Source organism: Kitasatospora sp. NPDC051914 (genome assembly GCF_040680995.1).
Classification (GTDB): Bacteria; Actinomycetota; Actinomycetes; order Streptomycetales; family Streptomycetaceae; genus Kitasatospora.
In genome coordinates, this window is the sequence record NZ_JBFAXX010000021.1 from 18,973 (window position 1) to 35,365 (window position 16,393).

At 75.7% G+C, this 16,393-nt stretch carries 14 protein-coding genes; 11 read left to right on the forward strand and 3 right to left on the reverse strand.

The features are described from left to right. The first annotated feature begins 6 nt into the window (after window positions 1-6). Window positions 7-375 carry a DUF742 domain-containing protein gene (locus AB0M03_RS15795; RefSeq protein WP_363492060.1) on the forward strand — a complete coding sequence of 123 codons (369 nt, stop codon included), beginning with the start codon at window positions 7-9 and terminating at the stop codon, window positions 373-375. Between the two features lie 42 nt (window positions 376-417). Here the strand turns inward: AB0M03_RS15795 and AB0M03_RS15800 are convergent, their stop codons facing one another. Beyond that, entirely contained in the window at window positions 418-1,107 is a 690-nt protein-coding gene (locus AB0M03_RS15800) for a response regulator transcription factor (RefSeq protein ID WP_363492061.1), read from the reverse strand. 43 nt (window positions 1,108-1,150) lie between these two features. Next, window positions 1,151-2,368 (reverse strand): sensor histidine kinase, encoded by a 1,218-nt coding sequence (locus AB0M03_RS15805; protein WP_363492062.1) that lies wholly within the window; start codon window positions 2,366-2,368, stop codon window positions 1,151-1,153. A 121-nt stretch (window positions 2,369-2,489) separates the two neighbouring features. Between AB0M03_RS15805 and AB0M03_RS15810 the strand changes: the two genes are divergently transcribed. Together AB0M03_RS15810 and AB0M03_RS15815 are read left to right on the forward strand one after the other, a co-directional pair. Beyond that, window positions 2,490-3,500, forward strand: coding sequence for an SAM-dependent methyltransferase (locus AB0M03_RS15810; protein WP_363492063.1), 1,011 nt, complete (start codon window positions 2,490-2,492; stop codon window positions 3,498-3,500). Then, on the forward strand, window positions 3,497-4,660 hold the full coding sequence (locus AB0M03_RS15815) for an NADH-quinone oxidoreductase subunit D (RefSeq protein ID WP_363492064.1): 1,164 nt from the start codon (window positions 3,497-3,499) through the stop codon (window positions 4,658-4,660). Before AB0M03_RS15810 ends, AB0M03_RS15815 begins: the two co-directional genes overlap by 4 nt. 69 nt (window positions 4,661-4,729) lie before the next feature. Here the strand turns inward: AB0M03_RS15815 and AB0M03_RS15820 are convergent, their stop codons facing one another. Further along, complete coding sequence (locus tag AB0M03_RS15820; protein ID WP_363492166.1) at window positions 4,730-5,515, reverse strand: hypothetical protein; 786 nt, start codon at window positions 5,513-5,515, stop codon at window positions 4,730-4,732. A gap of 323 nt (window positions 5,516-5,838) precedes the next feature. Here AB0M03_RS15820 and AB0M03_RS15825 point away from each other — a divergent pair, with 323 nt between their 5' ends. The 8 genes from AB0M03_RS15825 (at window position 5,839) to ilvD (ending at window position 16,316) form a co-directional block, all read left to right on the forward strand. Further along, window positions 5,839-6,183 (forward strand): hypothetical protein, encoded by a 345-nt coding sequence (locus AB0M03_RS15825; RefSeq protein WP_363492065.1) that lies wholly within the window; start codon window positions 5,839-5,841, stop codon window positions 6,181-6,183. Window positions 6,184-6,223: 40 nt separating this feature from the next. Beyond that, window positions 6,224-9,364: a toxin glutamine deamidase domain-containing protein gene (locus tag AB0M03_RS15830; protein WP_363492067.1), complete on the forward strand. Its 3,141-nt coding sequence runs from the start codon at window positions 6,224-6,226 to the stop codon at window positions 9,362-9,364. After that, a complete protein-coding gene (locus tag AB0M03_RS15835) occupies window positions 9,361-10,644 on the forward strand; it encodes an SUKH-4 family immunity protein (protein WP_363492069.1) in 1,284 nt (427 codons plus the stop codon). The genes AB0M03_RS15830 and AB0M03_RS15835 overlap by 4 nt, the downstream gene beginning before the upstream one ends. A gap of 204 nt (window positions 10,645-10,848) precedes the next feature. Next, complete coding sequence (locus tag AB0M03_RS15840) at window positions 10,849-11,022, forward strand: hypothetical protein (protein WP_363492071.1); 174 nt, start codon at window positions 10,849-10,851, stop codon at window positions 11,020-11,022. Between the two features lie 222 nt (window positions 11,023-11,244). Beyond that, a complete protein-coding gene (locus AB0M03_RS15845) occupies window positions 11,245-12,201 on the forward strand; it encodes a Ppx/GppA phosphatase family protein (protein WP_363492072.1) in 957 nt (318 codons plus the stop codon). A gap of 437 nt (window positions 12,202-12,638) precedes the next feature. Beyond that, window positions 12,639-13,496, forward strand: coding sequence for a sugar phosphate isomerase/epimerase (locus AB0M03_RS15850; protein ID WP_363492167.1), 858 nt, complete (start codon window positions 12,639-12,641; stop codon window positions 13,494-13,496). 68 nt (window positions 13,497-13,564) lie between these two features. Then, complete coding sequence (locus tag AB0M03_RS15855) at window positions 13,565-14,332, forward strand: class I SAM-dependent methyltransferase (protein ID WP_363492073.1); 768 nt, start codon at window positions 13,565-13,567, stop codon at window positions 14,330-14,332. Between the two features lie 139 nt (window positions 14,333-14,471). Then, the gene (gene ilvD, locus AB0M03_RS15860) at window positions 14,472-16,316 is read left to right on the forward strand and encodes a dihydroxy-acid dehydratase (RefSeq protein WP_363492074.1); all 1,845 of its coding nucleotides are present in this window, start codon (window positions 14,472-14,474) and stop codon (window positions 16,314-16,316) included. Window positions 16,317-16,393: the final 77 nt, after the last annotated feature.

Here is a 16,393-nt window from a genome sequence, read left to right on the forward strand (position 1 = left end):
GGGCCCATGAGCGGACACTGGTACGACGACGAGGCCGGCCCGATGGTCCGGCCGTTCACCCTCACCGGCGGGCGCACCCGGTCCGCCGCCGCCGAGCGGTACGACCTGCTGGCCGAGGTCTCCGCGGTGCCGGACGCCGAGCCGGCCACCCCGCTCGACCACGCCCGCAGCATCCTGCTGGAACGCGTCCGGGCCCGGCCGCGCCCGCTCGCCGAACTCGCCGCCGACGCCGACCTGCCGCTCGGCGCCCTGCGGGTGCTGCTGGGCGACCTCGTCCAGGGCGGCGTGGTCAGGGTCGGCCCCGGGCCGGCCGAGGCCGCCCGGCCGGACGTCCGGCTGCTGCGAGAGGTGATCCAGGGCCTGCGGCGCCTCTGAACCGGCGGACCGAGCGTCGTTCTTCTCCGGGCCGGCCCCGGTTCAGTCCGTGGCGCCGGCCCGGACCAGGCCGTTCTCGTAGGCGAGCACCACGGCCTGGACACGGTCCCGCAGGCCCAGCTTGGCGAGGATGCGGCCGACGTGCGTCTTCACGGTGGCCTCCGACAGGGTCAGCCGGGCCGCGATCTCACTGTTCGACAGGCCCTGCGCCACCAGCAGGAACACCTCCCGCTCGCGGTCGGTGAGCGGCCCCAGCACCGGCGATCCCGGCGCGGTCGAGGGCGTCGGCAGCACCTGTGCGAAGCGGTCGATCATCCGGCGCGTGGTGGTCGGCGCGACCACCGCGTCGCCGCCGTGCACGGCGCGGATCGCCGCGACCAGCTCGGTCGGCGGGACGTCCTTCAGCAGGAAGCCGCTCGCCCCGGCCTTCAGCGCGGCGAAGGCGTACTCGTCCAGGTCGAAGGTGGTGAGGATCAGCACGTGCGGGGCGCCCGGGATCGGCACCCCGGAGGCGTCCAGGCAGATCTGCCGGGTGGCCTGCACGCCGTCCATGCGCGGCATCCGGACGTCCATCAGCACCACGTCGACCTCCGCCCGGGCGAGCCGCTCCAGCGCCTGCGCGCCGTCGCCCGCCTCGGCGGCGATCTCGATGTCGCCCTGCGACTGCAGGACCATCCGGAAGCCCGTGCGGAGCAGCTCCTGGTCGTCGACGAGCATCACACGGATGGTCACGGTCGGTTCTCCTTCACCTGCGCCGCGGGCTGGGCCGCGGCGGTCACGAGGCCGTCTTGAGGGGGAGGACGGCCCGGATGCGGAAGCCGCCGCCGGGCCGCGGGCCGACGTCGAGGCTGCCGCTCACCATGCCGACGCGCTCGCGCATGCCGATCAGACCATGGCCGGGGCCGTCGGCACCACCGGCGTCGAGCTGCTCCGCGGTGCTGCCGCGGCCGTCGTCCTCGATCAGCACCTCCAGGTCGCGGTCGCCGAAGTCCACCGCGACCCGCGCCCGGGCGCCCGGGCCGCCGTGCTTGCGCACGTTGGTCAGCGCCTCCTGGACGATCCGGTACACCGTCAGCTCCAGGCCGCGGGGAAGCTCCCGCGGCTCGCCGGAGGTGGCGAAGTCCACCGGGAGGCCGGCCGTGCGCACCTGCTCCAGCAGCTCCGGCAGCTCCTCGACGCCGGGCTGCGGCACGTATTCCTCGGCCGTCTCCGAGGTGCGCAGCACCCCGAGCAGCCGGCGCATCTCCACCAGCGCCTGGCGGCCGGTGCCGGCGATGGTGGCGAGCGCCTCCTTCGCCTGCTGCGGCGAGTTGTCCAGCACGTAGGCGGCGCCGTCGGCCTGGACGATCATCACCGAGACGTTGTGCGCGACCACGTCGTGCAGCTCCCGGGCGATCCGGGCGCGCTCGGCGGCCACCGCGACCTTCGACTGGGCGTCCCGCTCGCGCTCCAGCCGGGCCGCGCGGTCCTCCAGCTCCACCAGGTAGGCGCCGCGGACCCTGGTCAGCCGGCCCCACGCCCAGCACAGCACGAACGGCGTCGACATCAGCACCGCCACGAACACCATCTGCCAGGTGCTCGGCCCCGCCGGGGCCGGGTCGCCCGGCGGGCTGTCCGTGCTGCTGTCGAACCGCCACAGCGTCAGCGGCCCGGCAACCAGGCCCACGGACAGCACCAGCCGCGAGGCCCAGGGCGAGCCGAAGGCCGCGCCGGTGTACGCGAAGACCAGGTAGCCGACGGAGGAGCCGCCCGGCACGATGTCCAGGACGAGCTGCCCCAGCCCGAGCGCGGTGCCCCCCGCCGCGGCCAGGTCCGGGTACCGGCGCCGCACCACCATCAGGGCGGCGATCGCCAGCGACACGGCCAGGCCCCCGTACAGCTGCCGGTCGGACTCCGAGAAGTCGGACAGCAGCCCCAGCAGGAGGACCACCAGCGCCCAGACGGAGTCGACCACCATCGGGTGACGGCGGAGCCAGGCGTTCAGTCGATGCACGATCCAAGCCTAGGCAGTCGGGGACCACCCCCAGGTCCGCCGCGAGAGCGATCCGGCATCCGCCGCAGGGTGGAGACGCCCCCCACCGGAACGCCCCTCCCGGCAGGTACCGTCCACACCCATGACCTGGATGCGGTGGCGGCCCGCCATGGAACGCGCACTCTACGGCGCGGACGGCTTCTACCGGGGCCCCGAGGGCCCGGCCGGGCACTTCCGCACCTCGGTGCACGCCTCCCCGCTCTTCGCCGGCGCCGTCGCCCGGCTGCTGGCCGAGACCGACGAGGCGCTCGGGCACCCCGCCGAGCTCGCCCTCGCGGACGTCGGCGCCGGCCGCGGCGAGCTCCTCACCGGCGTGCTCTCCGCCCTCGACCCGGAGCTCGCCGCCCGGGTCCGCCCGTACGCCGTCGAACTCGCCGACCGCCCGGCCGGACTGCCGGAGCAGGTGGTGTGGACGGACGCCCTGCCGACCGGACTGACCGGGCTGCTGTTCGCCAACGAGTGGCTCGACAACGTGCCCCTGGACATCGCCGAGGCCGACGAGGACGGCGTGCTGCGGTACGTCGAGGTCGGCGCCGGGGGAGAGGAGCGGCTCGGCGGGCCGCTGGAGGGGGCCGACGCGGCCTGGGCGGCCCGCTGGTGGCCCGACGGCGAACGCATCGAGATCGGCCGCACCCGCGACGAGGCCTGGGCCTCGGCGGTCGCCGCCCTCGACCGCGGCCTCGCGGTCGCCGTCGACTACGCCCACAGCGCCGCCGACCGCCCGCCCTTCGGCACGCTCACCGGCTTCCGGGCCGGCCGCGAGGTGCGGCCCGTCCCCGACGGCAGCTGCGACGTCACCGCGCACGTCGCCCTGGACTCGGCCGCCGCCCCCGCCGTCCACAGCCTGTGGACGACGCAGCGCGCCGCCCTGCACGCCCTCGGCGTGCACGGCGGACGGCCGCCGCTCGCCCTCGCCTCCACCGACCCGGCGGCCTACCTGCGGGCCCTCGGCGGGGCCGGCGAGGCCGCCGAGCTGACCGACCCGGCCGGCCTCGGCGGCTTCGGCTGGCTGGCCCAGGCCGTCCGCATGCCGGTACCGCGGAGCCTGGAGGGACTCCCCACGCCCGCGGGGTGGCAGACTCTGTTGCCATGAGGGAGACCACGGTCGGCATCGGCGCAGGTGCGCAGCAGCTCACGGGCGAGCTCGGCACCAGCGACATGGTGCTCAACATCGGCCCGCAGCACCCGTCCACGCACGGCGTGCTGCGGCTGAAGCTGGTGCTGGACGGCGAGCGCATCGTCGCCGCGGAGCCGGTCATCGGCTACATGCACCGCGGCGCCGAGAAGCTCTTCGAGGCCCGCGACTACCGCCAGATCATCATGCTGGCGAACCGGCACGACTGGCTCTCGGCCTTCTCCAACGAACTCGGCGTCGTCCTCGCCGTCGAGCGGATGCTCGGCATGGAGGTCCCCGAGCGGGCGGTGTGGATCCGCACCCTGCTCGCCGAGCTCAACCGGGTGCTCAACCACCTGATGTTCCTCGGCTCCTACCCGCTGGAGCTCGGCGGCATCACCCCGATCTTCCACGCCTTCCACGGCCGCGAGGAGCTCCAGCACGTCCTGGAGGAGGCCTCCGGCGGCCGCATGCACTACATGTTCAACCGGGTCGGCGGCCTCAAGGAGGACCTCCCGGCCGGCTGGCTCGGCCGCGTCCGGCAGGCCGTCGCCGCCGTCCGCAAGCAGCTGCCGGTCTACGAGGACCTCGTCCTCGGCAACGAGATCTTCCGCGGCCGCACCGCCGGCGTCGGCGTGCTCACCCGCGAGCAGGTCCACGCCTACGGCGTCAGCGGGCCGATCGCCCGGGCCAGCGGCGTCGACTTCGACCTCCGCCGCGACGAGCCCTACCTCGCGTACGGGGAGCTCGCCGACCTGCTCACCGTCGTGGTCCGCGAGGAGGGCGACTGCCTCGCCCGCTTCGAGTGCCTGCTGGAGCAGACCGCCAACTCCCTCGACCTCGCCGAGGCCTGCCTCGACCGCCTCGCCGGGATCGCCCCGGGGCCGGTCAACCTGCGGCTGCCCAAGGTCCTCAAGGCCCCTGAGGGCACCACGTACGCCTGGACCGAGAACCCCCTCGGCATCAACGGCTACTACCTGGTCTCCCGCGGCGACAAGACGCCCTGGCGGCTCAAGCTCCGCTCCGCCTCGTACAACAACATCCAGGCGCTGACCGAACTCCTGCCCGGCACCCTGGTCGCCGACATGGTCGCCATCCTCGGCTCGATGTTCTTCGTCGTCGGCGACATCGACAAGTAGAGGGAAACCCGAAGGGGCGTGGGGAACCGCACGGTCCCCACGCCCCTTCGGTCTGCCCGTCGGGTGCCCCTACCCGTCCGCGGGGTGCGGGGCGAGCTTCTTGTGGCCCTTGGTGGCGATGCGCTGCTCGCAGAGGCCGACCAGGACGGCGTAGGCCTCGGAGCCCATGAGTTCGGTGAGCTCGGCGCGGTAGCTGACGTACACCGGGTCGGGGGCGTTGTGCGCCTCGGGGCTGCCGGTGCACCACCAGTGCAGGTCGTGGCCGCCCGGACCCCAGCCGCGGCGGTCGTACTCGCCGATGGTCACCTGGAGGTAGCGGGTGTCGTCGGGCCGGTCGATCCAGTCGTAGGTGCGGCGGACGGGCAGCTGCCAGCAGACGTCCGGCTTGGTCTCCAGCGGCTCGAGGCCCTCCTTCAGGGCCAGGATGTGCAGCGCGCAGCCGGCGCCGCCGGGGAAGTCCGGGCTGTTGCGGAAGAGGCAGGCGCCGTCGATCCGGCGGGTCTGCCGGTCGCCGTCCTCGTCGAACATGGTGATGCCGCCGTCCAGCCGGATGCGGCCCTTGGCGTCGGTGCCGTGCGGGTGGTTCTCCCACATCTCCGGGGTGAGCCGGGCGGCGTGGCCGGCGACCCGCTGCTCGTCCTCCTCGTCGGACCAGTGGGCGCCGAGGGTGCAGCAGCCGTCGGAGGCGCCGCGGCCCTCGCGGATGCCGTGGCACCCCCGGCCGAAGATGCAGCCCCAGTTGGAGGTGAGCCAGGTCAGGTCGCAGCGGAAGACCTGCTCGTCGTCGGCCGGGTCGGTGAACTCGGCCCAGGCGCGCGGGAAGTCCAGCGGAACCTCGGGCCGGAGGGTCGGCATCGCCAGGTCGACGACGGTGCCCGCGGTCGCCTCCGAGCCGTTCTTCCTGGACTTCTTGTGCTTTGCGGTGTCTGCTGCTGCCACGCTGCAAGGGTATGGCCTCGCCGCGGTGAACCGGGGGCGGGCGGACCGCGCATGGGTGGCACACCGGCCCGGCACGCGCCGCGCACCGGCCGCGCACGGGTCGTGCGCAGCCGTCCGGCCGGTCGTGAAGGCGGGGTGAAAAGGCTCACCACGGCACCGGCGGCCCACCGCCCGGGGCCTAGGATGGCGGGCTGCAGACGGCTGCGTACGGGGAAGCGCCGCGAGGACGGGGGACGGGGATGGCCGACAAGGTCCTGATCAAGCCTTGGGAACTGCACGGCGAGGGGCGGGAGTTCGAGAACGTCTCGAACGACTTCGCGCGGGCGGCACTCGAACTGGAGAACGGCCTCGCGGCGCTCGGCACCCCCTGGGGGCGGGACGAGCCGGGCGAGGGCTTCGGCACGGCCTACGAGGGCGCCCGGGAGGGCGTCCTGGCCGGCCTGCAGGGCCTCGCCGACCGGCTCGGCGGCATCGGCACCGGCCTGCACACCATGGCCGACAACGCCGAACAGGCCGACCGGGGCAACGAGCAGGCCTTCCGGGTCCTGCACCCGGGAACCGGCCCGGGCCCCACCGCGCTCTGAGTCGACGGACCGTCAAGCCGCACCACCGAAGGGGGACCACATGCCCAGGAACCTGCCCGCGGAGCTGGCCCCGGTCATGGCCCGGCTCGACCGCCGCTGGCCGGAGGCCGACGAGGACGCGCTGCGCCGTGCAGGCGGCCTGTGGCGGGAGTTCGGCGCCGAGGCCGAGCGCCTGGGCCGCCGCGGCGCCTCCGCCGCGGAACGCGTCACCGGGGAGAACTCCGGCCCTGCCGTCGAGGCCTTCGCCGACCACTGGCGCGGCTTCAGCGGCGGCGGCCGCGGCCACCTCGACGACGCGCACGCCGCCGCGGACGCGCTGGCCGGGGCCTTCGACAAGGCCGCCGCCGCCGTCGACAGCTGCAAGGCCGAGCTGATCGCGGTGCTCACCGAGCTCGCGGAGGAGATCGCGGAGGCCGACGAGGCCGAGGCCGCGGCCGCCGCGCAGGTGAAGGCCGCCCGGGCGGAGGGGCTGTCCGGGCTGGTCGGCCAGGTCGTCGGGGCGGTCAAGGGAGCGGCGGCGGAGGCCGGCGAGGCGATCGCCGTCGAGGCGGCGAAGATCAAGGTCACCGCGCTGCTCGCCGAACTCGGCCGGGAGATGAAGGACGGCCTGCAGGCCGCCCTCAAGGAGCCCGCCGTCACCGCCCTGGAACGGATAGCGCAGGCCGACGGCGCCGGGAAGCACGGCGAGTTCCGCACGCTCAGCGCCGCCCGCTCCGGCGGCGGCCTCACCGGGCAGCTGGCCGGCTCCGCGGTCGGCGGGGCGGCCGTCGTGGCGGGTGTCCGCGGCGTCTCCGCCGCCCTCAACCCGGACGGCAGCGTCGCCACCGACGAGCAGGGCCGTCCGGTGCTGGTCGGCCCCGACGGCAAGCGCCTCCCCGGCCTCGACGGGGTCGCCGTGGCCACCGACGAGCAGGGCCGCCCCGTCCTCGGCGCGGACGGCAGGCCGGTGGTGGTGGACGCGGCCGGAAACCGGGTGACCGGCCTGGCGCTCGGCGCCGACGGCAAGCCGCTCACCGACGCCGCGGGCCGGCCGCTGACCGTCGCCGCCGACGGCACCGTCGGCGACACCGGGCTCGCGCTGGCCGTCGGCAAGGACGGCAAGCCGGTCCTCGACGAGCACGGCCGCCCGGTCATGCTGGACGCCGAGGGCAACCCGGCCGGCGGCCTCGCGGTCGGCACCGACGGCAAGCTCCTCACCGACGAGAAGGGCCGCCCGCTGGTCGCCGGCGTGGACCGGGACGGCCGCCCGCTGGTCGACGCCGCCGTCGGCCCGGACGGTGTCCGGCTCGGCGCGGACGGCCTCCCGGTGGCCGCCGCCGACCTCGGCACCGGTCCCGGCCCGCACGGCGGCCACGGCCTGCCCGACGAGGGCCCGGAAACCGATGCCCCGGGCGCCCCCGGCGGCACCGGCCGACCCGGCCCGGTGGGCCTCGAGGTCGACGCGGCCCCCGCCGGCGCGGGAGCGCAGGCGGGCATCCCGCCGGTCGCACAGGCGCCGCTCGGCGACGGCGGCGGCCACCGCACCGCCTCCGCAGGGAACAGCGGCGGCTGGAGCGGCACCCAGGGCGGCAGCCACTACACACCGGCCCCGCCGGTGTACGAGCCGGACGGCTACGACCTGCCGCCCGCGGGACCGCGCCCCGGCCCGGTCTCGGTGCACACCGACTCGGTGGTGGTCACCCCGCCGTCGCTGCCCGTCCACGGCGCCCCGGTCGAGAGCGGCCCGGCGGCCCCCGGCCCCTGGCGCGGCGACCCGGTCGGTACCGGGCCGTCGGCCGGTGCCGGAGCCGGCTCCGGCTTCCCGCTGGGGCCGGTCGGCGGTGGTGCGGTCGGCGGCGCCCCGACCGGCGGTGCGGTCGCACCCCCGGTCGGCGCCCCGGTGGGCGGCGCGGCCGGTGCATCCGGCACACCCGTCGGCACCCCGGTCGGCGGCCCCGCGGGCCCCGGCGCCCCGGGTGCCGCCGGCACGCCGGGCGCCCCCGGTGCCGGTGCACCCGGTGCCGCGGCGCCCGGTACGGCAACGCCCGGCGCGGCCGGCCAGCCCGGTGCCCAGGGCGGCTCCTCCGGCGTCGTCGGCGCGGTCGTCGGCGGCCCCGGTGCGGCGGCCCGCACCCCGGCCGGCTCCGGCGCGCCCGGTGCCGGCGGGACGGCCCCGGCCCCGCTGCCGTTCCGGCTCGGCGAGGCCGGCGACATCCGCCGCCGGCCGGAGACGATGGGCCTGGAGCCGCACACCGGACCGACCGTCGTGCCGGTGCTGCACCCCGGCCAGGTCGCCGCGGCCTACCTGGCCGCCCGCGCCGGCCGGTCCGCGGAGAGCGCGCCCGCCGCGCCCGCCCCCGTACGCGGTATCGCCGACGGGCGCCCCTACGGCATCCCCGGCGGGCTCGGACCGGTCGACCCGGCCCACCAGGCCGAGGTCGAGCGGCTGGTGCCGCGCCGCCCCGACGGCACGCCCGAGCTCCACCCCGACCCGGCCGCCGGCTGGACGGAGGCGCTCAACGGCGGCGGCCCGCGGGAGCCCGGCCGCGCCAACAACACCGTCGACGTGGCACTCTCCTCGGTCGACACCTACTCCGGCCTGCCGGTCTGCTCCGCCCCCCGGCTGCCGGACGGCCCGGCCGGGGAGTACGGCGGCCGCGACCGCGCGGAGCGCGAGCTCGGCACCCAGTTCCTCGACCTCGGCGACGGCGAGGGCGGCTTCGCCCGGGTCGCCGAGACGCTGCTGCGCTCCGGCCCCGGCGCCCAGGCGGTGCTGCTGACCCTGGACGGCTTCCGCCGCTCGCACGTGTGGAACGCGGTCAACCACGGCGGCCAGCTGACCTGGATCGACCACCAGACCGGACGCAGCGGCACCGAACCGTTGCACAGCGCCGAGCACGGCCTGTGGGCGATCGCCCTGGACGCCCGCTGCCACCCGCTCGACGTCGTGGACGCCAGGACCACCGCACCGGCCGCCGAGGCCGGGCCCGCCGCAGAGCCCGAGGCCGCTGCCGAGGCCGAGCCTGCGGGGCCCGGGCCCGTCGCGACCGGCCCCGCGGCCGGGACGCCCCGGGCACCGGCCGCACCACAGCCGGAGGCCGCGCCGGACCCGGCCCCCGAACCCGTCCGCCCCGCCGAGCCCGCCCCGCCGCGGTCCCGGCTCACCATCCACCGCACCGCCGCCGGGAGCGCCCGCCGATGACCACCCGCGAGCAGGCCCTGGAGGCCGCCCACCGCTGGATCAACGGCGCGCTCCCCGCGGAGGGCGCACGCCGCGTGCACAGCCACGAGTTCGAGCACGGCTGGGTGGTGTGGCCCGAGCCGCCGCCCGTCCACGTCGACCCCTTCACCGGGGTGCGCCGCGCCCCGGAGGAGATCGGCGCCGCCTGCGGCGTCGTCGACCGGCTCACCGGCGGGCTCACCGTCTGGCCGTCCGTCCCGGTGCCGGACGTCGTCCGGATGTACCGGGACTACCTCGGCGCCGGCGACTACGACCCCTCGCTGCCGCCCGCCACCGGACCCGGCACCCGGGCCACCGTCCGCTACCGCGACGCGCTCGGCGAGGCGCAGACCCTGGTCGTGCAGTCCGCGACCGGCCACGCCCACCCCGCGCTGCGCGCCGCCGAACGCCTCAAGGAGCAGGGTGTGCCCGCCGAGGACCTGCTCGGCGTGCACACCGACCTGCGGCCCGCCGCCCTGCCCGGTGGCTACGCCGCGCACGCGCTGGCCGCCGCGCTGCCCGGTGTCCGGCTCACCCACGACCTCGCGTACGGGCCGTGGTTCGACCGCCGCGCCGAGGCCGTCCGGGCACTGCCGCCGCAGGACGGCGTGCGGCCCAACCGGGTGCCGTTCCCGCGCTCGGTGCCGCCGGCGCAGCCGGAGAGCGGCCAGGCACTGGCCGACCGGCTGGCGGCCCGGTTCGGACCGCAGGGCGTCCGCCGCTTCGACACCGAGGCGGTGGTGCTCGCCGACCTGCCGGAGGCCGTCGCCCGCCCACTGCTGCAGGTCGGCCTGCCCGTCGTGGTCGAGGGCTTCTTCGAACTGCACCACCCCGAGCCGGACGGCGTCCACGACGGCACCCGCACCGACCCGGTGCTGCCCGAGGCCGCCGCCCGGATCGCCGCGCTCGGCCGCGGCGGCCGGGCCACCGAGGCCGCCCGGCAGGCGCTGCTCGGCCAGGTGGTGCTCGGCACCGACGGCTGGTCGCTGATCACCGTCGACACCCTGCAGGGGCGCGTCCGGGCGATCGACCCGGACACCGCGGCCGCCCGCTACTGCAACGCAGACCTGACCGCCTTCGTCCGCTGCCTGGTGCTGCTCGCCGAACGCCTCCCGACCCTGCGGGGCCTCCACCCGTACGCGGCCGGCCCCGCCGTCGCCGAGCTGCAGTGGGCGCTCGCCGCCGTCGACCGGACGGTGTTCACCGACCCCGAGAACTGGTGGGCGGTGATCGTCGAACAGCTCTGGCACGGCCTGCTGTGACCGGCCCCGCCCGCCCGATCCCCCGGCCGACCGGCACCGGCGCAGCCCTGCTCACCACCACGGTGCTCTCCCCGCTGGTCTCCTGGCTGGTGGCGCTGCAGCTGGTCCGGTCGTGGCGGAACTGCCTCGGCTTCCTGGACGCCTCGGCCGGGGTCAGCCTGAACGCGACGCTGCTGTTCGGGCCGTCGCCCAGTGGATCGCGGGGTGGTCGCCGGCTACGGCACCGCCATGGTCGACCTGGGCCGCCGGGACATACCCCGACGGCCCACCGTGGTCGGAGCGGCCGTCGCGGCGGTGCTCCTCGTCGCCTTCCTGGTCCTCGCCGGCGACTTCGATCCGTCCGACAACGGCCACTGCCCGGGCCGCGACGTCCGCTAGGGCCTGTCCGGTGGATCTTGCCGGATCAGCGCGCGGTGTCGGGCGCCCGTCTGGGCGTGCGCCCGGGTCGGCCTCGTACTGGACGTACGTGGGCGATTCGGGCGTGCGTCCAGACGGGGTGATCCGTCGCGCGCCCGGCAAGATCCGCCGGACAGGCCCTGGGGCGGCGACGTGGGGGGATCCGGGCAGGTGAGCGGCACGGATCGCGTAGCGTGGACCGCTATGCGACTCGGTGTCCTCGACGTAGGTTCCAACACCGTCCACTTCCTCGTGGTGGACGCGCACCCCGGTGCTGCCCCCATCCCGGCGTACTCGCACAAGGCCGAACTGAGGCTGGCCGAGCTGCTGGACGACACCGGGGCGATCACCCCGGAGGGCGTGGACCGGCTGGTCTCCATGGTGGCCTCCTCGATCTCGGTCGCCGAGGACAAGGGCGTCGTCGAGATACTGCCGTTCGCCACCTCGGCCGTGCGGGAGGCCGCCAACGGCGAGGCCGTGCTGCGCCGGGTCGCCGACGAGACCGGGATCGAGCTGCGCGTGCTGTCCGGCCAGGACGAGGCCCGGCTGACCTTCCTGGCCGTCCGCCGCTGGTTCGGCTGGTCCTCCGGGCGGCTGCTCAACCTCGACATCGGCGGCGGCTCGCTGGAGATGGGCTGCGGCCTCGACGAGCAGCCCGACATCGCGGCCTCGCTGCCGCTCGGCGCCGGCCGGCTCACCGCGCGCCTGCCCGGCGACATCGCCGACGCGGACGACGTCCGCGAACTGCGCCGCCACATCCGTGCCGAGATCGCCCACGTGGTCGGGGAGTTCACCAGACAGGGCCCGCCGGACCACGCCGTGGCCACCTCCAAGACCTTCAAGCAGCTGGCCCGGATGGCCGGTGCCGCGTCCGCCGACGCCGGTCCGCGGGTGCCCCGGCGGCTCACCCGCAGCGGCCTCGCCGCCTGGCTGCCCCGGCTCGCCGGGATGACCGTCGCCGAGCGGGCCCGCATCCCCGGCGTCTCCGAGGGCCGGGCCCGGCAGCTGCTCGCCGGCGCGCTCGTCGCCGACGCCGCGATGGACCTCTTCGGCCTCGACGAGCTCGACATCTGCCCGTGGGCGCTGCGCGAGGGCATCATCCTGCGCCGGCTGGACGCCCTGGACACCCCGGCCGACCGGAGGCCCGCCCTCACCCCGTGACGCCGCGCCCGGCGGCCTGCCGGGTGAGACCTGGCCCACGCTTCCTCCGGCTCTGCACCCATTCGTCCGCGCCGCCGCATACCCTGTGTCCCGTGGCGGAAGCACCGGACGAGGACGCATCGCCGGCCGGCCGCGCGGCCGAGGACGGCGCGCGGCGGGCCCCCGAGCCGCGCCGGGCCAGGGCTGCCGCGCCGCGGCTGCGCACCGCCGAGAAGGAACGCACGCTCGGCGAGCGGGCCGCCTCCGTGTCCCGCACCGCCAAGGGCGCGGCCGGCCGCACCGCGAAGGGCGCCGCCTCCCGGACGGCCCGCTCCGCGAAGTCAGTGCAGTCGGCCACCGCCGCGAAGACGGCCAAGGTGGCGAAGGTCGCCCGGGCCGTGAAGGAGGCCCGCCGCAAGGAGCCGGGCCGGGCGCCGCTGCTGCGCACCACCGACCGGCTGGTGCTGCCCCCGCACCCGGGGGTGCACGTCCCCGACACCAAGGTGGCGCTGTCCACCGCCTCCGTGTACCCGTCGACCACCGAGACCGCCTTCGAGCTGGCCGGCCGGCTCGGCTACGACGGCGTCGAGGTGATGGTGTGGAACGACCCGGTCAGCCAGGACGTCGAGGCGCTGCGGCGGCTGTCCGACGCCCACGGGGTGCCGATCCTCGCCGTGCACGCCCCCTGCCTGCTGATCACCCAGCGGGTGTGGACGACCGACCCGTGGACCAAGCTCGTCCGTGCCAGGGCCGCCGCCGAGCGGCTCGGCGCCGACACCGTGGTCGTCCACCCGCCGTTCCGCTGGCAGCGCCAGTACGCCCGGGACTTCGTCGCCGGGATCGGGCGGATGGCCGGGGAGACGGACGTCCGCTTCGCCGTGGAGAACATGTACCCGTGGCGGTACAAGGACCGCGAGATGCTCGCCTACGCGCCCGGTTGGGACGTCACCGAGGAGGAGTACCGGCACTTCACCATCGACCTCTCGCACGCCGCGACCTCCCGCATCGACGCCCTGGAGATGGCCGACCGGATGGGCGACCGGCTCGCCCACATCCACCTCGCCGACGGCTCCGGCTCCGGCAAGGACGAGCACCTCATCCCGGGGCGCGGCAAGCAGCCCTGCGCGGCCCTGCTCGAACGCCTGGCCCGGACCGGCTTCGAGGGGCACGTGGTGCTGGAGGTGAACACCCGGCGCTCCGGCTCCGCCGCCGAGCGGGAGGCCGACCTCGCTGAGGCACTCGCCTTCACCCGCCTCCACCTGGCCACCCCGGCCCGCACCGCCCCCCGCCGGGCCGCACGGCCCCCGAAGCCCTGAGACCTCCCCGGAGGCCCGTGCGGCCCGCTCCGGCGTAGGGTGGGGTTCGGGCACGAAGGGGGCTCGTGGTGACGGATCTTCAGCAGCAGGCGCACGCGCTGTCGTTCGGCCCGGTGGCGGAGCAGTACGACGCGGCGCGGCCCTCCTATCCGGCCGGGCTGTTCGACGGGCTGGAGCGGCTGGCGGGCCGGCCGCTCGCCGGGGCGGACGTGGTGGACGTGGGCGCGGGGACGGGCATCGCCACCCGGCTGCTGGCGGCCCGCGGGGCCCGGGTGCTCGCTGTGGAGCCGAGCGGCGGGATGGCGGCCAGGCTGCGCGCGGTGTCCCCGGAGATCCCGGTGGTCAAGGGCGTCGGCGACGACCTGCCCTGCCACGACGACTCGGCGGACCTGGTGACCTACGCCCAGGCCTTCCACTGGACGGACCCGGAGCGCTCGGTGCCCGAGGCGCTGCGGGTGCTGCGCCCCGGTGGCGCCCTCGCCCTCTGGTGGAACGTCAAGGACCGCGCCGAGGGGTGGATCGCCGAGCAGGAGGCGCGACTGTCCGAGGCGCTGCCCTCGTACCACTTCTACGGATCATCGCTCGCGGCGTTCGCCGAGCCGCTGGCCGGGCACGGCCTCGCGGTGGAGACCCTGCGGCTGCACTGGGCGCGGCAGGTCACCGTCGACAGCCACCTCGCCGACCTCGGCTCGCGCTCCTACTTCGCCGTGCTGCCGGCCGAGCAGCAGGCGCCGGTGCTGGCGGCCGAGCGGGCCGCGCTGCTGGCCGACCACCCGGACGGCCTGCTCACCGAGCCGTACGTGCTCGACCTCTTCGTGGGGCGCACGGCCGGGTGACGCCCCGGGACGCGCTGACCGCATGGCGGACAGCGCGTCCGCCGCCCGGACCGGGAGGCGTAACCTCGGTAGGACAGCGGTCCTGCACCCTCTTCCACCAGCGCAGCGGCCGCCCGCAGGCCCCGAAGGAGTGGAGCGCATGCCCGAGCTGAGGTCCCGTACCGTCACCCACGGCCGCAACATGGCGGGCGCCCGTGCCCTTCTCCGGGCCGCCGGCGTAGCCCGGGAGGACTTCGGCAAGCCGATCATCGCGGTGGCCAACTCCTTCACCGAGTTCGTGCCCGGCCACACCCACCTGCAGCCGGTCGGCCGGATCGTCTCCGAGGCGATCAAGCAGGCGGGCGGCATCCCGCGCGAGTTCAACACCATCGCGGTCGACGACGGCATCGCGATGGGCCACGGCGGCATGCTCTACTCGCTGCCCTCGCGCGACCTGATCGCCGACTCGGTGGAGTACATGGTCAACGCGCACTGCGCGGACGCCCTGATCTGCATCTCCAACTGCGACAAGATCACCCCCGGCATGCTGATGGCCGCGCTGCGGCTGAACATCCCGACGGTCTTCGTCTCCGGCGGCCCGATGGAGGCCGGCAAGGCCACCCTGGTCGACGGCACCGTCCGCAAGCTGGACCTGGTCGACGCGATCTCGCAGGCGGTCAACGAGAACGTCTCCGACGAGGACATCGCGATCATCGAGGAGAACGCCTGCCCGACCTGCGGCTCGTGCTCCGGCATGTTCACCGCCAACTCGATGAACTGCCTCACCGAGGCGATCGGGCTCTCGCTGCCCGGCAACGGCTCCGTGCTGGCCACCCACACCGCCCGCCGCGACCTCTACGAGCGGGCCGGGCAGACCGTCGTCGAGATCACCAAGCGGCACTACCACCAGGACGACGCGTCCGTACTGCCGCGGAACATCGCCACCCGCGCCGCCTTCGAGAACGCCATGGCCCTCGACATCGCCATGGGCGGCTCCACCAACACGATCCTGCACCTGCTCGCCGCCGCCCAGGAGGCCGAGCTGGACTTCGACATGCGGGCCATCGACGCGATCTCCCGCAAGGTGCCCTGCCTCTCCAAGGTCGCGCCCAACGGCTCGTACTACATGGAGGACGTCCACCGGGCCGGCGGCATCCCGGCGATCCTCGGCGAGCTGTACCGCGGCGGCCTGCTGAACGAGGACGTGCACACCGTGCACTCCGACTCGCTCGCCGAGTGGCTGAAGACCTGGGACGTCCGCGGCGGCTCGCCGTCCGCCGAGGCGGTCGAGCTGTGGCACGCCGCCCCCGGCTGCAAGCGCACCTCCGAGGCCTTCGCGCAGTCCGAGCGCTGGGAGTCCCTGGACACCGACGCCGCCAAGGGCTGCATCCGCAGCGTCGAGCACGCCTACTCCGTCGAGGGCGGCCTGGCCGTGCTGTACGGCAACCTCGCCGAGGACGGCTGCATCGTGAAGACCGCCGGCGTGGACGAGTCGATCTGGACGTTCAGCGGCCCCGCCGTCGTCGTCGAGTCGCAGGAGGACGCCGTCGAGGCGATCCTCGCCAAGCGGGTCAAGGAGGGCGACGTCGTCGTCATCCGCTACGAGGGCCCCAAGGGCGGCCCGGGCATGCAGGAGATGCTCTACCCGACCTCCTTCCTCAAGGGCCGCGGCCTCGGCAAGGCCTGCGCGCTGATCACCGACGGCCGGTTCTCCGGCGGCACCTCCGGCCTGTCCATCGGCCACGCCTCCCCGGAGGCCGCGTCCGGCGGCACCATCGCCCTGGTCGAGGACGGCGACATCATCGCCATCGACATCCCCGGCCGGAAGATCAACCTGGAGGTCTCCTTCGAGGAGCTGCACGAGCGCCGGCTCAAGCTGGAGGCCGCGGGCGGCTACAAGCCGAAGAACCGTCAGCGCCAGGTCAGCCAGGCCCTGAAGGCGTACGCGGCGATGGCCACCTCCGCCGACAAGGGCGCCGTCCGCGACATCGGCAAGCTGGGCTGAGGCCGCAACATCGGACCGGAAGGGCGGCCGTACCCCGCGGGGTACGGCCGCCCTTCCGCCGTCCGGCCCCCCGGCCG

Excerpts from the sequence above, each read along its gene's own strand:
- AB0M03_RS15795 (WP_363492060.1), top strand. The coding sequence starts at position 7 with ATGAGCGGACACTGGTACGACGACGAGGCCGGCCCGATGGTCCGGCCG.
- AB0M03_RS15810 (WP_363492063.1), top strand. The coding sequence starts at position 2,490 with ATGACCTGGATGCGGTGGCGGCCCGCCATGGAACGCGCACTCTACGGC.
- AB0M03_RS15815 (WP_363492064.1), top strand. The coding sequence starts at position 3,497 with ATGAGGGAGACCACGGTCGGCATCGGCGCAGGTGCGCAGCAGCTCACG.
- AB0M03_RS15820 (WP_363492166.1), bottom strand. The coding sequence starts at position 5,515 with ATGCCGACCCTCCGGCCCGAGGTTCCGCTGGACTTCCCGCGCGCCTGG.
- AB0M03_RS15825 (WP_363492065.1), top strand. The coding sequence starts at position 5,839 with ATGGCCGACAAGGTCCTGATCAAGCCTTGGGAACTGCACGGCGAGGGG.
- AB0M03_RS15830 (WP_363492067.1), top strand. The coding sequence starts at position 6,224 with ATGCCCAGGAACCTGCCCGCGGAGCTGGCCCCGGTCATGGCCCGGCTC.
- AB0M03_RS15835 (WP_363492069.1), top strand. The coding sequence starts at position 9,361 with ATGACCACCCGCGAGCAGGCCCTGGAGGCCGCCCACCGCTGGATCAAC.
- AB0M03_RS15845 (WP_363492072.1), top strand. The coding sequence starts at position 11,245 with ATGCGACTCGGTGTCCTCGACGTAGGTTCCAACACCGTCCACTTCCTC.
- ilvD (WP_363492074.1), top strand. The coding sequence starts at position 14,472 with ATGCCCGAGCTGAGGTCCCGTACCGTCACCCACGGCCGCAACATGGCG.